Origin of the sequence: Pelomonas sp. Root1217, from assembly GCF_001425705.1 — a bacterium.
Lineage (GTDB): Bacteria > Pseudomonadota > Gammaproteobacteria > Burkholderiales > Burkholderiaceae_C > Pelomonas.
Genome location: NZ_LMDC01000012.1, coordinates 879,626 through 894,816, shown reverse-complemented (window position 1 = coordinate 894,816; position 15,191 = coordinate 879,626). Strand labels below are relative to the sequence as shown.

General features: G+C 69.7%; 11 protein-coding genes. 6 read left to right on the top strand and 5 right to left on the bottom strand.

Annotation, left to right across the window (positions count from 1 at the left end):
- The first annotated feature begins 192 nt into the window (after nucleotides 1–192).
- The 4 genes from ASC95_RS13040 (at nucleotide 193) to ASC95_RS13025 (ending at nucleotide 4,186) form a co-directional block, all read left to right on the top strand.
- On the top strand, nucleotides 193–2,175 hold the full coding sequence (locus ASC95_RS13040; protein ID WP_157256267.1) for a lytic transglycosylase domain-containing protein: 1,983 nt from the start codon (nucleotides 193–195) through the stop codon (nucleotides 2,173–2,175).
- The gene (locus tag ASC95_RS13035; protein ID WP_057298107.1) at nucleotides 2,172–3,113 is read left to right on the top strand and encodes a complex I NDUFA9 subunit family protein; all 942 of its coding nucleotides are present in this window, start codon (nucleotides 2,172–2,174) and stop codon (nucleotides 3,111–3,113) included. The genes ASC95_RS13040 and ASC95_RS13035 overlap by 4 nt, the downstream gene beginning before the upstream one ends.
- Before the next feature lie 82 nt (nucleotides 3,114–3,195).
- A complete protein-coding gene (locus tag ASC95_RS13030; RefSeq protein WP_057298106.1) occupies nucleotides 3,196–3,876 on the top strand; it encodes a glutathione S-transferase family protein in 681 nt (226 codons plus the stop codon).
- 1 nt (nucleotide 3,877) lies between these two features.
- On the top strand, nucleotides 3,878–4,186 hold the full coding sequence (locus tag ASC95_RS13025; RefSeq protein ID WP_057298105.1) for a DUF1272 domain-containing protein: 309 nt from the start codon (nucleotides 3,878–3,880) through the stop codon (nucleotides 4,184–4,186).
- 581 nt (nucleotides 4,187–4,767) lie between these two features.
- On the opposite strand, the gene ASC95_RS13020 is transcribed toward ASC95_RS13025, so the two are convergent.
- Genes ASC95_RS13020 through ASC95_RS13000 form a run of 5 tightly spaced genes read right to left on the bottom strand, consistent with a single transcriptional unit; the run spans nucleotide 4,768 to nucleotide 11,919 of the window.
- Nucleotides 4,768–5,868 (bottom strand): S-(hydroxymethyl)glutathione dehydrogenase/class III alcohol dehydrogenase, encoded by a 1,101-nt coding sequence (locus ASC95_RS13020; protein ID WP_057298368.1) that lies wholly within the window; start codon nucleotides 5,866–5,868, stop codon nucleotides 4,768–4,770.
- Between the two features lie 2 nt (nucleotides 5,869–5,870).
- Complete coding sequence (locus tag ASC95_RS13015) at nucleotides 5,871–7,997, bottom strand: FUSC family protein (RefSeq protein WP_057298104.1); 2,127 nt, start codon at nucleotides 7,995–7,997, stop codon at nucleotides 5,871–5,873.
- Entirely contained in the window at nucleotides 7,994–10,402 is a 2,409-nt protein-coding gene (locus ASC95_RS13010) for a tetratricopeptide repeat protein (protein ID WP_057298103.1), read from the bottom strand. The genes ASC95_RS13015 and ASC95_RS13010 overlap by 4 nt, the downstream gene beginning before the upstream one ends.
- A 27-nt stretch (nucleotides 10,403–10,429) precedes the next feature.
- A complete protein-coding gene (locus tag ASC95_RS13005; RefSeq protein WP_057298102.1) occupies nucleotides 10,430–11,392 on the bottom strand; it encodes a Bug family tripartite tricarboxylate transporter substrate binding protein in 963 nt (320 codons plus the stop codon).
- Nucleotides 11,393–11,415: 23 nt separating this feature from the next.
- Nucleotides 11,416–11,919 carry a MarR family winged helix-turn-helix transcriptional regulator gene (locus ASC95_RS13000; RefSeq protein ID WP_057298101.1) on the bottom strand — a complete coding sequence of 168 codons (504 nt, stop codon included), beginning with the start codon at nucleotides 11,917–11,919 and terminating at the stop codon, nucleotides 11,416–11,418.
- Nucleotides 11,920–11,973: 54 nt separating this feature from the next.
- On the opposite strand from ASC95_RS13000, the gene ASC95_RS12995 reads away from it, so the two are divergent.
- Both ASC95_RS12995 and ASC95_RS12990 read left to right on the top strand, forming a co-directional pair.
- A complete protein-coding gene (locus tag ASC95_RS12995; protein WP_057298100.1) occupies nucleotides 11,974–13,197 on the top strand; it encodes a flavin-dependent oxidoreductase in 1,224 nt (407 codons plus the stop codon).
- Between the two features lie 33 nt (nucleotides 13,198–13,230).
- On the top strand, nucleotides 13,231–15,156 hold the full coding sequence (locus tag ASC95_RS12990; protein WP_057298099.1) for a hypothetical protein: 1,926 nt from the start codon (nucleotides 13,231–13,233) through the stop codon (nucleotides 15,154–15,156).
- Nucleotides 15,157–15,191: the final 35 nt, after the last annotated feature.

The following is a 15,191-nucleotide window of genomic DNA, read 5'->3' as shown; positions in this document are numbered from 1 at the left end:
AGCCAGGCCTGCCGCGCCGGCCAACTCGTGGGCAAACGGCGCGCCTGCGTAAAGCGCGAAGCCCCGGGTTTCCCTGGGTTAAATTCGGCATGAAGGCGCGGCGCTCGGCCAGCTGGCCGGCGCGCACGCGAAGTGAAGCAGTTGCGAGGCGTGAAGCGCATGAGTCAGATGGGTGGTCGAGTCCTGGAATGCATGAGCCGTGGAGCGCTGGCCCTGCTGCTGTCGGCGGCGTTGAGCGCCGACGCTGCCCCGCCGGCGCCACCCGCTGACGCCGACCTCGCCGTGCAGGCCCGCGACGCCTGGGTCAAGCGCGACCGCAAGCGCCTCACGGCCTTCGTCGAGGCGGCTCGCGCCCAGAACCACCCGCTGGCCGGCTGGGTCGAGTACTTCGATCTCAATGCGCGGCTCAGCGAAGTGCGCCAGCCCGAGATGGACGCCTTCTACGCCCGCTATCCCGGCAGCTATGTCGAGGACAGGTTGCGCAACGACTGGCTGCTGGAACTGGGCCACCGCCGCGACTGGGCTAATTTCAGGCGCGACCATGCCAACTACCAGATGCGCGACGACCGCGAGGTCGCCTGCTATGTACTGCTGGCCGATCACCTCGCCGGCACCAAGGTCGATGCCGACGCCGCGCGCACCGCGTGGATGGCTCAGAAGGACGGCGACGACGGCTGCCAGCAGCTCGCCAGCGCCATGGTCGATGCCGGCCAGTTCAAGCCGGACACCGTCTGGGCCAAGGCGCGCCTGGCGACCGAACAGGGCCGCCCCCGCGCCGCGCGCCAGGCCGTCGCCCTGCTGGCCGCCAAACCCTTCGACCAGAAGCTCGCCGAGCTGCAGGACAACGCCGGCCGCTACTTGACGCGCAAGGCCCGCACCTCGCCGCGCCCCGAGGCGGAGCTGACGGCGCTGGCCCTGGCCCGCGTCGCCGGCAACGACCCCGATCAGGCCGGCGACCTGCTGCAGGACAAATGGAGCAAGCTGCCCGCCGACCTGCAGGCCTGGCTGTGGGTGCAGATCGGCCGCCAGTCCGCGCTGCGCCTGCAGGACGACGCCCTCGCCGCCTTCGCTCGCGCCGAGAAGCTCGCGCCCGACCTCCCCTGGACCGACGACGCCCTGGCGTGGCACGCCCGCGCCGCGCTGCGCGCCCGCCAGCCGGCTGCGGCCCTGCGTGCCATCGAGCGCATGACGTCGGTCGAGCAGCGTGACCCGGCCTGGGTCTACTGGAAGGCCCGCGCCACCCGGCAACAGGGCGACCAGCCCGCCGCCCGTGCCCAGCTCGCTGCGCTGGCCACGACGCCACTGAACTACTTCGGCCGCCTCGCCGCCGAGGATCTTGGCCTGCCCACGCCGCTGCCGCCCGCCCCCGGGCCGCTGACGGCCGATGAGCGCCGCGCCGCACGCAGCCACCCAGGCCTGACCCGTGCCCTGTCGCTGATCAACCTCGGCCTGCGCAGCGAGGGTGTGCGCGAATGGAATTTCTCGCTGCGCGGCATGGGCGACCGCGCCCTGCTGGCCGCCGCCCAGGAGGCCTGCGACCGCGAGGTCTGGGACCGTTGCATCAACACCAGCGAGCGCACCAAGGCCGAGATCGACATCGCCCAGCGCTATCCCACGCCGCACCGCGCCGAGCTGCAGCGCGAGGCCCAGGCCGCGGGGCTGGACGCGGCCTACGTCTACGGGCTGATCCGCCAGGAATCGCGCTTCGTGCTGGACGCGCGCTCCCATGTCGGCGCCGCCGGGCTGATGCAGGTCATGCCCGCCACCGCCAAGTGGACGGCCAAGAAGGCCGGCATCAACTACAACGCCGAGCTGATGCACGACCGCGACTTCAACCTGCGCATCGGCACCCAGTACCTGAAGCTGGTGCTGGACCGCTTTGAAGGCGCCCAGGCGCTGGCCGCGGCGGCCTACAACGCCGGCCCCGGCCGCCCCGCACGCTGGCGCGATGGCCCCGTCATCGACGCGGCCATCTGGGCCGAGAACATTCCCTTCAACGAGACGCGCGACTATGTGCGCAAGGTGCTGCTCGGCGGCGCCGTCTACGCCCAGGTATTGGGCTTGCCGGCCACCAAGCTGCGCGAACGCCTGGGGCAAAGCATCGGGCCCGCCGGCGCGCGCGATGCCGACGTCAGCGACGTGCCACCCGCAGCGGTGGGGGAGTCCAAATCATGAGCCTGTCCGTACTCATCCTGGGAGGCAGCGGCTTTGTCGGCCGCGCCTTGTGCGAACAGCTGACGCGTCGCGTCGGCGCCGATGCTCGCGTCACCGTACCGACGCGCCGCCTGCCGCATGCGCAGGCCGTGCAGAGCCTGCCAGGGGTCACCGTCGTGCAGGCCGACGTGTTCCACGACCTGCCGGACTTGGTCAAAGGCCATGACGCTGTCGTCAACCTCGTCGCCATTCTGCAGGGCAGCATGGCCGCCTTTGAGCATGTGCATGTGGAGCTGCCCAAGCGCATCGCCACGGCCGGTGCGAGGCGCCTCGTGCATGTCAGTGCGCTGGGCGTGGCCGAACACGCGCCATCGCGCTATCTGCGCAGCAAGGCCGCCGGCGAGGCTGCGCTACAGGTCGCGGCCCAGACCCATCCGCTGGAGCTGACGCTGCTGCGCCCATCGCTGGTCTTTGGTGACGGCGACAAGAGCGTCAACTTGTTCGCGCGGCTGCAGGGCCTGTTCCCGTTGATGCCGCTGGGCGCGGCGGATGCGCGGTTGCAGCCGGTGTGGGTGCAGGACCTGGCCCGGGCGCTGGTGGAGGTGCTGCTGCGCCGCGAGGCCATCGGCCAGACCTACGAGATCGCCGGCCCGCGCGAGCTGACGCTGGCCGAGCTGGTGGCGCTGGCCGGCCGTGTTGCGGGCCGCGAGCGGCCCATCCTGCGCCTGCCCGGCGCGCTGGCGACGCTGCAGGCCCTGTTCATGGAATGCCTGCCCGGCGAGCCGCTGCTGTCGCGCGACAACCTCGCGTCGCTGAGCGTGCCCAATGTGCCAAGCGGCAAGCTGCCGGGCCTGGCGGAACTGGGCATTCAGGCCAGTTCGCTGGAAGCCGTGCTGCCGACCTATCTGTCGCCTGACGGCGGCGTTGCACGCCTGGACGCCTGGCGCGCCAGGCATTGAGCGCGCATCAATCCGTTGCGGATTGCTCATCGCCGGCGGTGCAGCGGCTGTTTAAGCTCGCCGGCTCAACGCGAAAGGTGTCATGAAGCTCTACATCGGCAACAAGAACTACTCCTCCTGGTCCATGCGCAGCGGTGTGCTGCTGGCGGCCTTCGGCATTCCGTTTGAAGAGGTCAAGCTGCGCTTTGACTTCACGCCGGACTCGGAATGGACCCGCGTCATTGCCGGCATCACGCCGACGAAACGCGTGCCGGTGCTGGTCGAGGACGATGGCTTCACGGTCTGGGACACCTTGGCCATCACCGAGTACATCGCCGACCGCCACCCCGAGCACGCCATCTGGCCACGCGACGTGAAAGCCCGCGCCCGGGCGCGCAGCCTGTGTGCCGAGATGCACGCCGGCTTTATGCGGCTGCGCACGGTTTGCCCGATGAATATAGAGGTGTTCTTCCCCGACGTCGGCGCCAAGTTGTGGGCGGAGGACGAGGTGTTGCGCGCCGATGTGGAGCGGCTGGATGCGGCGTGGAGCGATGCGCTCAAGGGCAGCGGCGGGCCTTTCCTGTTTGGCGAGTTCAGCGCGGCGGATGCCTACTTTGCGCCGGTAGCGGTGCGGCTGAGCCGCTTCGGCCTGCCGGTGTCGGAAGCGGCGGCGACGTATCGCGATTCGCTGCTGGCGCATCCGGCGGTGGAGGACTGGATTGCGGCCTCGATGCGCGAGAAGGATTTCATCGTTGAGGATGAGCCTTACCGGAAAAACCGCTGACATGCTGGAGCTGCGACCCAGCTGTGAGCATTGCGCGGGTGCGCTGCCGCCGGAGTCGGTGGAGGCGCGCATCTGCAGCTTTGAGTGCACGTTTTGTGCGGCCTGCGCCGAGGGGTTGCTGAGCAATGTCTGCCCCAACTGCGGCGGCGGGTTTGTGCCGCGGCCGGTGAGGCCAGCGCGAAACTGGAAGGGCGGGAACTATCTTGGGGACTATCCGGCGAGGACGGTGCCGAAGTTGAGGCCGGTGGATCTGGTGGCGCATGCGGAGTTGGTCAATTCGCTGCAGGGGTTGCCGCCCGAGAAACGCTAGGACGCTTTGCGACGAACCTTTCGACTCGGTGCAGTGAGCCGGGAATCCGCCCCGGCAGGGCGGGTAACTTTTTCTCTGCAGCGCCAGAGAAAAGTCACCAAAAGAGGAGCGCTCAATGCAATCCGCACTCGAGCGGGATGAGGCGCTCGCGTCGCTCGGAGCGGGCCGTGCCCCGATGCGAGCCGCTGCGCTCTCGCGCCTGACTTGTCACGACCACCATCCATCGGGCCTGCTGCCCGTCCGACGCGCGGCTGCACGCCGGGCTCACCAGAAGTCCGAATGCAGCGTCGCTCGGGCGACGCGGTATTTCCTGATGAGCCCGGCGTGCAGCCGGCGTTAACCGGCGTGAAGGGGCAATGGATGGCGCTCTTTACAGGGACAGCAGCGAGAGCGCAGCGGTTCGCTTCTTCCCGCCATCATGGTGAGTGTTTTCGCGCACCGTTCATGGCGGCGTGGTGCTCGTGTGCGGTTCAGCGCCTCTTCTTTGGTGACTTTCTTCTGGCAGCAGAAGAAAGTTACCCGGCCGCCGGGACGGACTCCCGGCAATGCAGCGGACAGCCATGCGCTCCGCCAAAGCAACCTCAAAACTCCACAACAGAGCGGATCGACTCCCCCCGCCGCATCAACTCAAACCCCTCGTTGATGTCCTCCAGCTTCAGCTTGTGCGTGATCAACTCATCGATGCGCACCTTGCCTTCCATATACCAATCGACGATCTTCGGCACATCGGTCCGCCCCCGAGCGCCCCCAAACGCCGACCCTTCCCACTTGCGCCCCGTCACCAACTGGAACGGCCGCGTCGCAATCTCCGCCCCCGCCGGCGCCACGCCGATGATGATGCTGCGCCCCCAGCCCTTGTGCGTGCACTCCAGCGCCTGGCGCATCAGCTGCACATTGCCGACACATTCGAATGAATAGTCCGCACCGCCGTCGGTCAGCTGCACGATGTGGTCAACGACATTCCCAACATCCTTCGGGTTCACGAAGTCGGTCATGCCGAACTGCCGCGCCATCGCCTCGCGCGCGGGGTTGATGTCCACGCCAATGATCTTGCCGGCCCCCACCATCTTCGCGCCCTGGATGACGTTCAAACCGATGCCGCCAAGGCCGAAGACCACCACGTTGGCGCCCGCCTCGACCTTGGCCGTGAACAGCACGGCACCCACGCCGGTCGTCACGCCGCAGCCGATGTAGCAGACCTTGTCGAAAGGCGCGTCGGGCCGGATCTTGGCCAGCGCAATCCCCGGCACCACGATGTGGTTCGCGAACGTGCTGGTGCCCATGTAGTGAAAGATCGGCTCGCCGTTCAGCGAAAAGCGCGACGTGCCGTTGGGCATGAGCCCCTTACCCTGCGTCGAGCGGATGGCCTGGCAGAGATTGGTCTTGCGGCTCAGGCAGAACTTGCACTCGCGGCATTCGGGCGTGTAGAGCGGAATGACATGGTCACCCGGCTTCAACCATGGCACCTTGCTCTCCAGCACGACGCCCGCGCCCTCGTGGCCGAGCACGGCCGGGAACAGGCCTTCGGGGTCGGCGCCCGACAGCGTGAAGTCGTCGGTGTGGCAGATGCCGGTTGCCTTGACTTCGACCAGCACCTCGCCGTCGCGCGGGCCTTCCAGGTCCAGGGTTTCGATGCTCAGCGGTTGGCCGGCCTTCCAGGCGACGGCGGCGCGGGTCTGGATGCTCATTTCGGTTCTCCTGCAGGGTTTTGAAGTTGGGTCAGTGCGGCGACAAATTCGCGCGCTTCAAGGCGGCACAGCCTGAGCCGGCGTAGCAGCCAGGGCGTCAGGTCCTGCTGGCCGAGATGCTCGGGCCAGGCGCCCGCGTCTCCATCGGGCGTCTCTGCCGGGTCGGTGCCCGTCATCGGCTCGCCCTTGAGCACATCCACGCAGGCCTTGCGCGCCAACGGCAGTGCCGTCTCGGCCTTGGCAGCGTCCAGCCGGGCCGTGCGGCGCTGCACCTGGTGCTGCACGGCACCGAGCAGTGCCATCAGTCGATAGCCGTGGCTGAGCGCGGACTCGATCTCGGCATCGGGCAGGCGCACGCGCTCCGGCTCGACACGCGTGCGCTGGGCCGCTGCCGCGAGCGCGGCGAGTGCCGTGTAGGCCTGCTGGCGACTCAGGCGCTGGGCGGTCTGTTCTTCGGCGCTGGGCATCCAACGCAGCATGTTGGCCGCATGCCGCGCCAGCGCGCCGCGCAGCTGCTGGCCCAGCCGCGGCACGGCGGCACGCTCCCAGGAGGGCAGCACAAAGCTGAACAACCATGCCAGGCCCGCGCCGATGACGGTGTCGGCCAGGCGTTCGGTGATGAAGGGGTCGCTGCCCGGCGCCAGCATCAATGGCTGCAGCAGCGCCATCAACGTCGCGGCCGTCGCGGCGACACGGTAGCGGCGGTTCACATAGGCATGGGCCGTGCCCACGGCCGCGATGAAGCACAGGCTGAGCAGCGGCGTCCAGTGCACATGCGCGAGCAGCAACACCAGCAGGCAGCCCTGCACCGTGCCGATGATGCGTTCGTTGCGGCGCGACAGCGTCTGCTCGAGGTTGCCGCGCAGCACGACGGCCACGCTGAGCATCAACCAGAAGGGGTGGGCGGCCCAGGGCAAGGCCGCACCCAGCGCATAGGCGAACGACAGCGCCAGCGCCGAGCGCAGCGCATGGCGCATGACGCCGGACTGCAGGTTCAGATGAGGTTTCAGCGCTGCGAGCGGCCAGCCCTCGGGCGACACGAAGGGCGCGAGGCGCTCGGGTGTCCAGGGGCTGTCGGGGTTGTCTGCCGCAGTCTGGCGGGCCACCATGGCACTGACGTCGTCCAGCATGTGGCCGACGCGCGACGCCAGCGCCGACGCGAGATGGGTGCGCGAGTCGCCAGCCGGCGCGCTGACATCGGCCAGCCGCGCCGCCAACTGCGCCCGCCAGGCGTCGGCAGACACCTCGGGCAAGGGTGCGCCATAGGCCACGGTATCGGCCAGGGCGGCGAGCACGTCGGCGAGGTGGCGCAGCGCATCGGCCAGTGCAGCCCGCCATTGGCGGCCGGGGAAGTCCTGGCCCAGCAGTTCAGTGTCGAGCCGGCTGGCCAGCAGCAGGTCGCGCAGCTCGATGAGGCCTAGCACCAGGTCGGTCTGACGGCGGCTGCGCGGTGAGCGCCGTGCGGCAAAAACCTGGTCGCGCGCGGCCTGCAGTGCATCGGCGAGCAGCACGTCGTCGGCAATGGAGGCACGGATGTTCGCCTCGGCACCGCCCACCGCGCCGGCAATGCGCTGGGCACGCGAACGCAGCCGCTTCTCGGTGGCGCGCAGTGCCGTAGCCAGTGCCAACTCGCGCAACCGGTGGCGCAGCACGACCGCGCTGCCGCGCGCCCAGCCGGCATAGACGCAGCCGCCCAGGCCCACCCAGAGCGCGTGCTCCAGCGGCGACGTGGCGCCGGCCGTGCGGTCCCAGGCCATCGCGAAGACCATGGCCAGCACCGGCGCGAAGGACAGCGGCCCGGCACGCAGGCCCCAGGCCAGGGCCATCAGCGACAGGAAAGTGACGACGGCGATCAGGGCGACGGTCAACGCGAGGGAGTGGTCCGTCAGCCCGACCAGCAACGTCACGAGCGCCGCGGCGGCCGCGGCCGGCAACACGCGCGGCAGCACGCGCTGGGGCGGGTTGGGCACGTCCGTCAGGCTGGCGCAGACGGCGCCACCCACGGCCGCCAACCCCGCCGTCTCGCCGAACAGCGCGCCGACCGCGAGATGCGTGGCCGCGACGCCCAGCGCGACGCTGAGGCCGTTCAGATGGGCTGCCTCCAGGCGCTTGAAGAATCTCACTTGACGAGCAGCTCCATGACACGACGCTCGCTGGCCGGCAGCTCATGCACCGAGAACCAGCCGGACTTCTCGGGCCGATAGACGTATTGCGGTGGCGCGTTGCCGGCGATGCGCTGCTTCAGGCGCGCTAGCGCCGCCTGCGCCGCCTCGCCCTGCCCCAGGGCCTGCAGCGCAGCGGCTTCGACGATGACGGCCAAGTCGCTCCAAGGCCCGAGCCGCAGGGCTTCGCTGGCATCGCGGCGCGCAGCGGTCGGGTCGCCATCGACGAGGGCCAGCCAGCCTTTCAGCGCCAGCATGTCGGGGTCGGCCGGATCGAGGATCAGCGCTTCCTTGATCTGGGCTCGCGCCGCCTCCTTGCGGCCGGCGCGCAGCAGGTCCAGCGCGTAATCGCGGCGCAGCGGCACAAGACCCGTGCGCAGGCGCAGCACGGCCTCGTACTGCTTGAAGGCGTCGTCCCAACGGCCGTCCAGCGCCAGCGTGGCGGCACGGCCCCACAGCGCCTCGGGCTGGTCGCCCTGGTAGGCGAGCACGGCTTCATAGGCGGCCAGCGCCCGCGGCACATCGCCGAGGCGCCGGGAGTAGTCTGCCAGCGCAAGGTCGACGCGGAAGCGGTCCTCGCCCTTGAGCGCGGCGACATCGCGCGCCAGGCCAGGCACGACCTCGGCGGCCAGCGGGCGGCCGCCATGCCACAGGGCGTCGGCGACACCCGCTCGCAGTGCGCCGCTGCGCGGATGGGCCGCCAGGGCGCGGGCCGCCAAGTCAGCGACGGCAGCGCCATCGCCCTCGATGGCCAGCGCGTTGAGCTGGGCCGTCAGCACGCGCTCGTCGGTGGGCGCGAGCTTGAGCGCGCGGGCGAACAGCGGCTTGGCTTCGGCCAGCTTGCCATCCTCCAGCTTCTGGTTGCCGGCATTGACCAGGGCCACGGGCAGACTGGCGCGCGTGTCCCGCTGGGCGAAGAAGCGCCGGATCGCGGCGCGCAGGGCCGGGTCCATCTCGACCAGGCGCTCACGCACGATCTCGCGGCCGTCATAGGCGTCTCGCCGGGGCGAGGCCTCGGCGTTGGCGCCCTCGGCGAAATACTCCCACACTGAGCCGCCGGCGTAGCGCGACAGGAAACCGTTGCGTGTTCTGGCGTCGCGCGCCTTGGCCTGCTGGTAGAGCGCCTCGATGCTGCGCGCCTGGTCGGCCGTCAGCACGCCATGAACCTGGTGGGTCAGCTCGTGCAGCACGGTGTTGTAGCGGTCGAAGATGCTGCGCTCGACGTCCTCGATGCCGGTGACGGTGAAGTGCCCGCCCATGCCCCGTACGTCGTCCCAGAGGCGCGAGTCGTAGTCGATGCGAGCATCCTTGAGCGCATGCGCCTGCGGCGTCTCGGACAGGCGCATCCACATCGGCTTGATGAAGTGGGTGGCGCCGCCTTCCACCAGCACGGGGATGAAGGCCTTCCACGGCGCGACGGACAGCGCGACACGCTTCTTGTGGCGCGGCGACAGATCCTGCCAGTTCAGTACATAGCGCTCGATGCCCGGCACGGCGGGCATCGGCAGGGCCTTGAAGCGGCGCTCGTAGTCGGCGCGGTGCACATCGATGGCAAAGCGCTGCGACTCCAGCGCCTTGGCCGCGATGGCATGAGCCCGGCCGAGCTGCGGGCAACGCTCCAGCACGGCGAGGCTGATGGCCAGCGCCGTGTCGAAGTCGCCCTTGTCGAAGGCATCCGAGGCCCGCTTCACGTCGGCCATCAGCGGCGCGAAGCCGTCGCCCAGCCGGGCAGCGAGCTGGCTGTAGTTCTCTCGCACATAGCCATTGCCGAGCAGGTAGTGGGCGGCTTCGTGATGACGGTTCAGCGCGACGGCGCCCTCGGCCGCGGCAATCGCGTCTTCGGTGCGGCCGAGCCGGATCAACGTGTCGGCCAGCGCGGCCAGGCCGTCGGCGGTGCGCTCGGCGGCGATGCCGGCTTCGAGCTTTTGCAGCGAGGCATCGAACTCACGCAGCTGGTAATGGCGCTGCCCTAGGCCGCGCAAGGCCTGGGCCTTGTCGACGGGGCGCGTCGCCCGCTCAAGGGCTTTCTCGAAGCATTGCCTGGCGCGCTCGAAGTCGCGCCGGTCCAGGGCCAGGCGGCCGGCGGCCAGCAGGTCGATGGCATCGGCCTCGCGGTCACGCAGCACGCCTTGCGTGCGGCGATCGATGGCCGCGCCATCATCACGGGCGAACAGCCATTGGTAGATGACCGCGCGCTCGGCGGCATCGGGTTGCCTGGCGCGCAGCAATGCGTCGACATCGGTGCGCGCCGCGGCGTATTGCTGTTCGGTCAGCAGCGCCTGCAGCCGCGCAGCGTCGGTCGCCGCGTGGGCCGCATTCAGGGTCAGGCAAACAGCAAGGCAAGCAGCCAGTCGACGCCAGGGCATTCAGGCTCCATGAGTGGAGCCGGCATGCTAATCGTCCGAGCTGAAGCCCGAAGCCTTGACCACCGGCCCCCAGTAGTCGCGCTCGGCAGCCAGGCGCTTGGCGTAGTCTGCCGGCGGCAGCGACAACGGCTCGAAACCCAGCTTGGCCAGGGCCTCGATGACACCGGGCTCGCGCACGGCGGCGCGGGCCACTTCAGCCAGCTTGTCTACCGTCGCCTGAGGCGTCCTGGCCGGCAGGAAGAGGCCGTAGCTCTCGACACCGACGATGCCCTTGAAGCCTTGCTCCTCGAAGGTGGGCACGTCGGGCACGAAGCGCGAGCGGGCCTTGTCCGTCACGCCGAGCAGGCGCACGCGGCCGGAGGCGAGGTGGGGCAGGAAGTCGCCGATGGAGAAGCAGCCCGCGGCGATCTGGCCGCCCATCAGGTCCTGCATGCCGGGCGCCGCGCCACGGTAAGGCGCATGGGTGAGCTTCAACCCGGCTGCATGCTCGAACTGGTTGCCGAGGAAGTGCGGCATGGCGCCCGCTGCGGGCGAGGCGTAGGCCGCCTTGTCGGGGTTGGCCTTGAGCCAGTCGGCCAGTTGCGCCAGCGTCTTCACCGTGGCCGGGACCTGGGGCCCGACGCCGAAGCCACAGGTCGATAGCGCCAGCGGCGACACCGGGATGACGTCGGTCGCCGGGTTATAGGCCAGCTTGCGGTAGGCATGCGGGTAGACGGTGAACATGGACGAAGGGCCGAGCAGCATCGTCAGGCCGTCGGGGGCCGCATCCTTCAGCACGCCGATGGCGATGCGGCCGCCGGCGCCGACCTTCTGCTCGACGAGGATGGTCTCGGCCAGCTTGCCGCGGCCGAACTCGGCGAAGCGGCGGGCCGTCGTGTCTACCGAGCCGCCGGCCGGGAAGCCGACAAGGATGCGCGGCGGCTGGCCCTGAGCGCGGGCGGCTAGCGGCAAGGCCGCAAGGGAAAGCATCAGGTGGCGTCGTTGCATCATTTCTTTTGTCTCCGATCGTGTTGTCAGTCTGTGGGCGGTGCGGTGGCGATGCGGGCCAGGCGTTCCAGGCCAGCCTTCAATGTGGGGCCTTGGTCGCCGAGGGCCTGGATCAGCGCGCGATCGTGCGTGGCGACGGCGGCTTCAAGCTTGACCAACAGGCGTTTGCCCACAGGTGTCAGGTACAGCCCCCAGGCCCGCGCGTCGTCGGGCGCGTCGCGGCGCTCGGCATAACCCTGGGCAGTGAGCCAGTCTGTCAGGCGCAGCGCGCCGCTGCGGTGCAGGCCCATGGCTTGGCCGAGCAGCCCCTGGCGCAGGCCGGGGTTGCGCGCGATCAGCACCAGGGCGGCAAAGCGCGGCGGGCTGATGTCCCACTCGGCGGTGGCGCGGTAGAAGTCCAGGTAGAGCGCGTTCTGCGCGCGGCGCAGTGCATAGCCCAGCAAGCCGTCCAAAAGGCCGTAATCAAGCCCGGGAACAGGCAACATCGGGCCTTCGGGGGGCATGGCCTTGGGCGTGTCGGGCTTGCTCACCGTCTCAGATTAGTTTTTGTTGCTCACTGCAACTATCTCGCTTACCCTGAGGCCATGGAGATATTGATCGCAGGCGGTGGCATCGGCGGGCTGACGGCGGCGCTGGCCCTGCACGCACGCGGCCACGCCGTGACGGTGCTGGAGTCGGTGCGCGAACCTCAACCGCTGGGCGTGGGCATCAACCTGTTGCCGCATGCCGTGGCCGTGCTGGACGAACTGGGCCTGCTGCCAGCGCTGCGCGGCATGGCCGTCGAGACCTCGGCCCTCGTCTTCGCCAACAAGCATGGCCAGGCCATCTACCGCGACCCGCGCGGCCTGGAGGGCGGCTACAGCCATCCGCAGTTCAGCATCCATCGCGGTGAGCTGCAGATGCGGCTGTGGGCCGAAGCCTCGGCCAAGGTCACGGTGCTCGGCGGCCAGCGCGTCGTCAACGTGCGCGATGAAGGCAACCGCGCCATTGCCGAGATCGCAACGCTGGACGGCCCCCGCGAGCAGGCGGCCGATCTCGTCATCGGCGCCGACGGCATCCACTCCGCGCTGCGCCGCCGCCTGGCACCCGACGAAGGCGCGCCCTGCTGGCGCGGCGTCATGATGTGGCGCGGCACGACTTGGGCGCCGCCCTTCCTGGACGGCCGCACCATGGTGCAGGCCGGCCACAGCCAGGCCAAGTTCGTCGTCTACCCGATTGGCGCGCCGCGGGCCGACGGGCTGCAGCTCATCAACTGGATCGCCGACCGCCGCGTGCAGGAACCCGTCCCCGGCCTGACCGCCCCCGACCGCGCCGACTGGAGCCGCGCCGGCAGGCTCGACGACCTGCTGCCCACCTTCGGCCATTGGCGCTTCGACTGGCTGGACGTACCTGGTCTCATCACCCGCGCCGAGCAGATGCTGGAATGGCCCATGGTGGACCGCGACCCGCTGCCACGTTGGCAGCTCGGCCGCTCGACGCTGCTGGGCGACGCGGCCCACCCGATGGTGCCGATCGGTTCCAACGGCGCGACCCAGGCCATCATGGATGCCAAGGCGCTGGCCGACGCGCTGAGCGCACATGCCGATCTCGACACGGCGCTGGCCGCTTACGAGGACGAACGGCGGCCGATGTGCGCCCGCATCGTCGAGATGAATCGCAAGGAAGGGCTGGACGCCATCCTCGACCGTGTGGAGGCGCTGGCACCGGCGGGCTTCGCGAATCTGGCGGACGTCATCGACCCCGCCGAGGTGGCGGCCGAGATCAATGCGTACAAGGCGGCTGCGGGGCATCGCACACGCGCCCCTTGATCAGGGGCGGGGCCGCGACGATCATCGCGCCCCATGCCCTCACCCAAGCTCGGCCGCTCCGTTCCACCCCACGAACGCCATCCGGTCGCCTGGTACCAACCCAGCGTGCTTTGGACGGCCGCCAACCAGGTGCTGTCGTCACTGGACCAGCTGCGCAACCGAGACGGCCGCGAGGCACAGCCGCAACCGCTGGTGGTCATCGACCGCAGCCAACCCGAGCTGGAGGGCGACTTCAAGGGCGAATACTGGTTCGACTTCATCGCCGACACCGGTGACGGCGGCAACGCCAGCTATGCGGTGGCGAGCGCCGCGCTGGCGCCCGAGCTGGCGCTCGACGGCGAGACCCTGCAGACACTCCCAAGAGGCCAGCTGCTGCTCTTCGGTGGCGACCTCGCCTACCCGGCTGCCAGCACCGAGGACTACCGCTACCGCTTCGTCGAGATGTTCGAGGCGGTGCGCAACGACTTCGCCGACACCCTGGTGCGCGGCCGGCGGCTGACGCTGGCGGCCGTGCCGCAGAACCACGACTGGATGGACTCGGCCTCGACCTTCAGCCGCTACTTCGTGCGTGGCTACGACTCCGCACCGCTGCTGGGCGCCGACATCCCGCAGCGCCAGTCCTATTTCTGCGTCAAGCTGCCCGGCGGCTGGTGGGCCCTGGCCCTGGACTTTGCACTGACGCGCGACATCGATCGCGACCAGTACGAGCAGTTCGAGGCCCTGGCCCTCGGCGGCCATGGCAAGCCGGCCGCCATTGGCGCCGACGACAAGGTCATCCTCATCTACCCCGAGCCCTACTGGACACGGCCCATCGGCGACGGCGCCGATGAGAGCCACCCCAAGCGCTACCAGCGCCTGGAAGGCCTGCTGCGCGGCCGCATCCGCCTGCGCCTGGCCGGCGACCTGCACCACTACATGCGTTGGGATTCCCAAGATCTGACCCGAGACGGCCGCCTCGTCACCTGCGGCTGCGGCGGCGCCTTCACCCATCCGACGCACACCCGGGCGACCACGCGGCCCGTACGGCTGCAGGCCTTCGACACCGAGGACTGCATCCCGCCGGAGCCGCGCACCGAGACGCCGGCGCTGAAGGTCGGCCTGACCGGCCGGCGCGCGCGGGGCGTGCATTTCGAACGCCAGGAGGCCACGGTCTACCCGACGGCCGAGACGTCGCGGGGGCGGGCCTGGCGCAATCTGTTCGCCTTCCTGCCGAGGCTGCAGGGCGGCAACGGCAATGTCGGCTTCGCGCTGCTGCTGGGCGCGCTGTACTGGTTCAACGCCTACCTGAACTCCAGCCCCTTCTCCTGGTCGTTCCGGGCTGACGGCTTCCAGCCCCTGTGGGCCTATGGGCCGGGCGACTACCTGGCCGTGCTGGCGCTGTGGCTCAAGGCGATGGTGTTCAGCCCGCTGGGCTTTCTGATCAACGGGCTGATGGCTTTTGGCTGCATGACCATGGGCCGCGAGGCCGTGGACGAGCTGTCACCCGACGATGGCCGCACCCTGCGCTGGGCCGTCACCTGGGGCATGGGCGCCGTGCATGCCGCGGTGCATGTGCTGGCCGTGTTCAGCCTGGAGTTCTTCATGCACCAGGCCGTCAGCCTGTGGGCGGGCCTGGGCAGCCGCGACCAATGGCTGGGGCTGATCCTGCACTCGCTGCTGGTCGGCGCGGGCGTCTTCGCCGGCGGCGCGATGCTGGGTTCGGCGCTGTTCGGCGGCTACCTGGCGCTGATGTGCCGGCTCGGCCTGCTGACCAACAACGCCTACTCGGCACTGGACGGGCAGGACCACAAGGGCTTCCTGCGCTTTCGCATCACGCCGGACGGCCGCATGCAGGCCTTCTTCATCGCCATCGACCGCGTGCCGCGGCGCTGGCGGCGCGCGGGCAGCCCGGGGCCGGTCTGGCGCAATGACGATCCCGCGGCGACGGTGCCGCGGGTGCACGATCAGTTCACGGTGTAAGCGTCCCGACTGACCGCGAGCCAAGCGCTGGGCCG

Bases quoted from the DNA above. Each gene is read 5' to 3' on its own strand.
- ASC95_RS13030 (WP_057298106.1), top strand. From the start codon at position 3,196: ATGAAGCTCTACATCGGCAACAAGAACTACTCCTCCTGGTCCATGCGC.
- ASC95_RS13035 (WP_057298107.1), top strand. From the start codon at position 2,172: ATGAGCCTGTCCGTACTCATCCTGGGAGGCAGCGGCTTTGTCGGCCGC.
- ASC95_RS13025 (WP_057298105.1), top strand. From the start codon at position 3,878: ATGCTGGAGCTGCGACCCAGCTGTGAGCATTGCGCGGGTGCGCTGCCG.
- ASC95_RS13010 (WP_057298103.1), bottom strand. From the start codon at position 10,402: ATGCCCTGGCGTCGACTGGCTGCTTGCCTTGCTGTTTGCCTGACCCTG.
- ASC95_RS12995 (WP_057298100.1), top strand. From the start codon at position 11,974: ATGGAGATATTGATCGCAGGCGGTGGCATCGGCGGGCTGACGGCGGCG.
- ASC95_RS13040 (WP_157256267.1), top strand. From the start codon at position 193: ATGAGCCGTGGAGCGCTGGCCCTGCTGCTGTCGGCGGCGTTGAGCGCC.
- ASC95_RS13005 (WP_057298102.1), bottom strand. From the start codon at position 11,392: ATGATGCAACGACGCCACCTGATGCTTTCCCTTGCGGCCTTGCCGCTA.
- ASC95_RS12990 (WP_057298099.1), top strand. From the start codon at position 13,231: ATGCCCTCACCCAAGCTCGGCCGCTCCGTTCCACCCCACGAACGCCAT.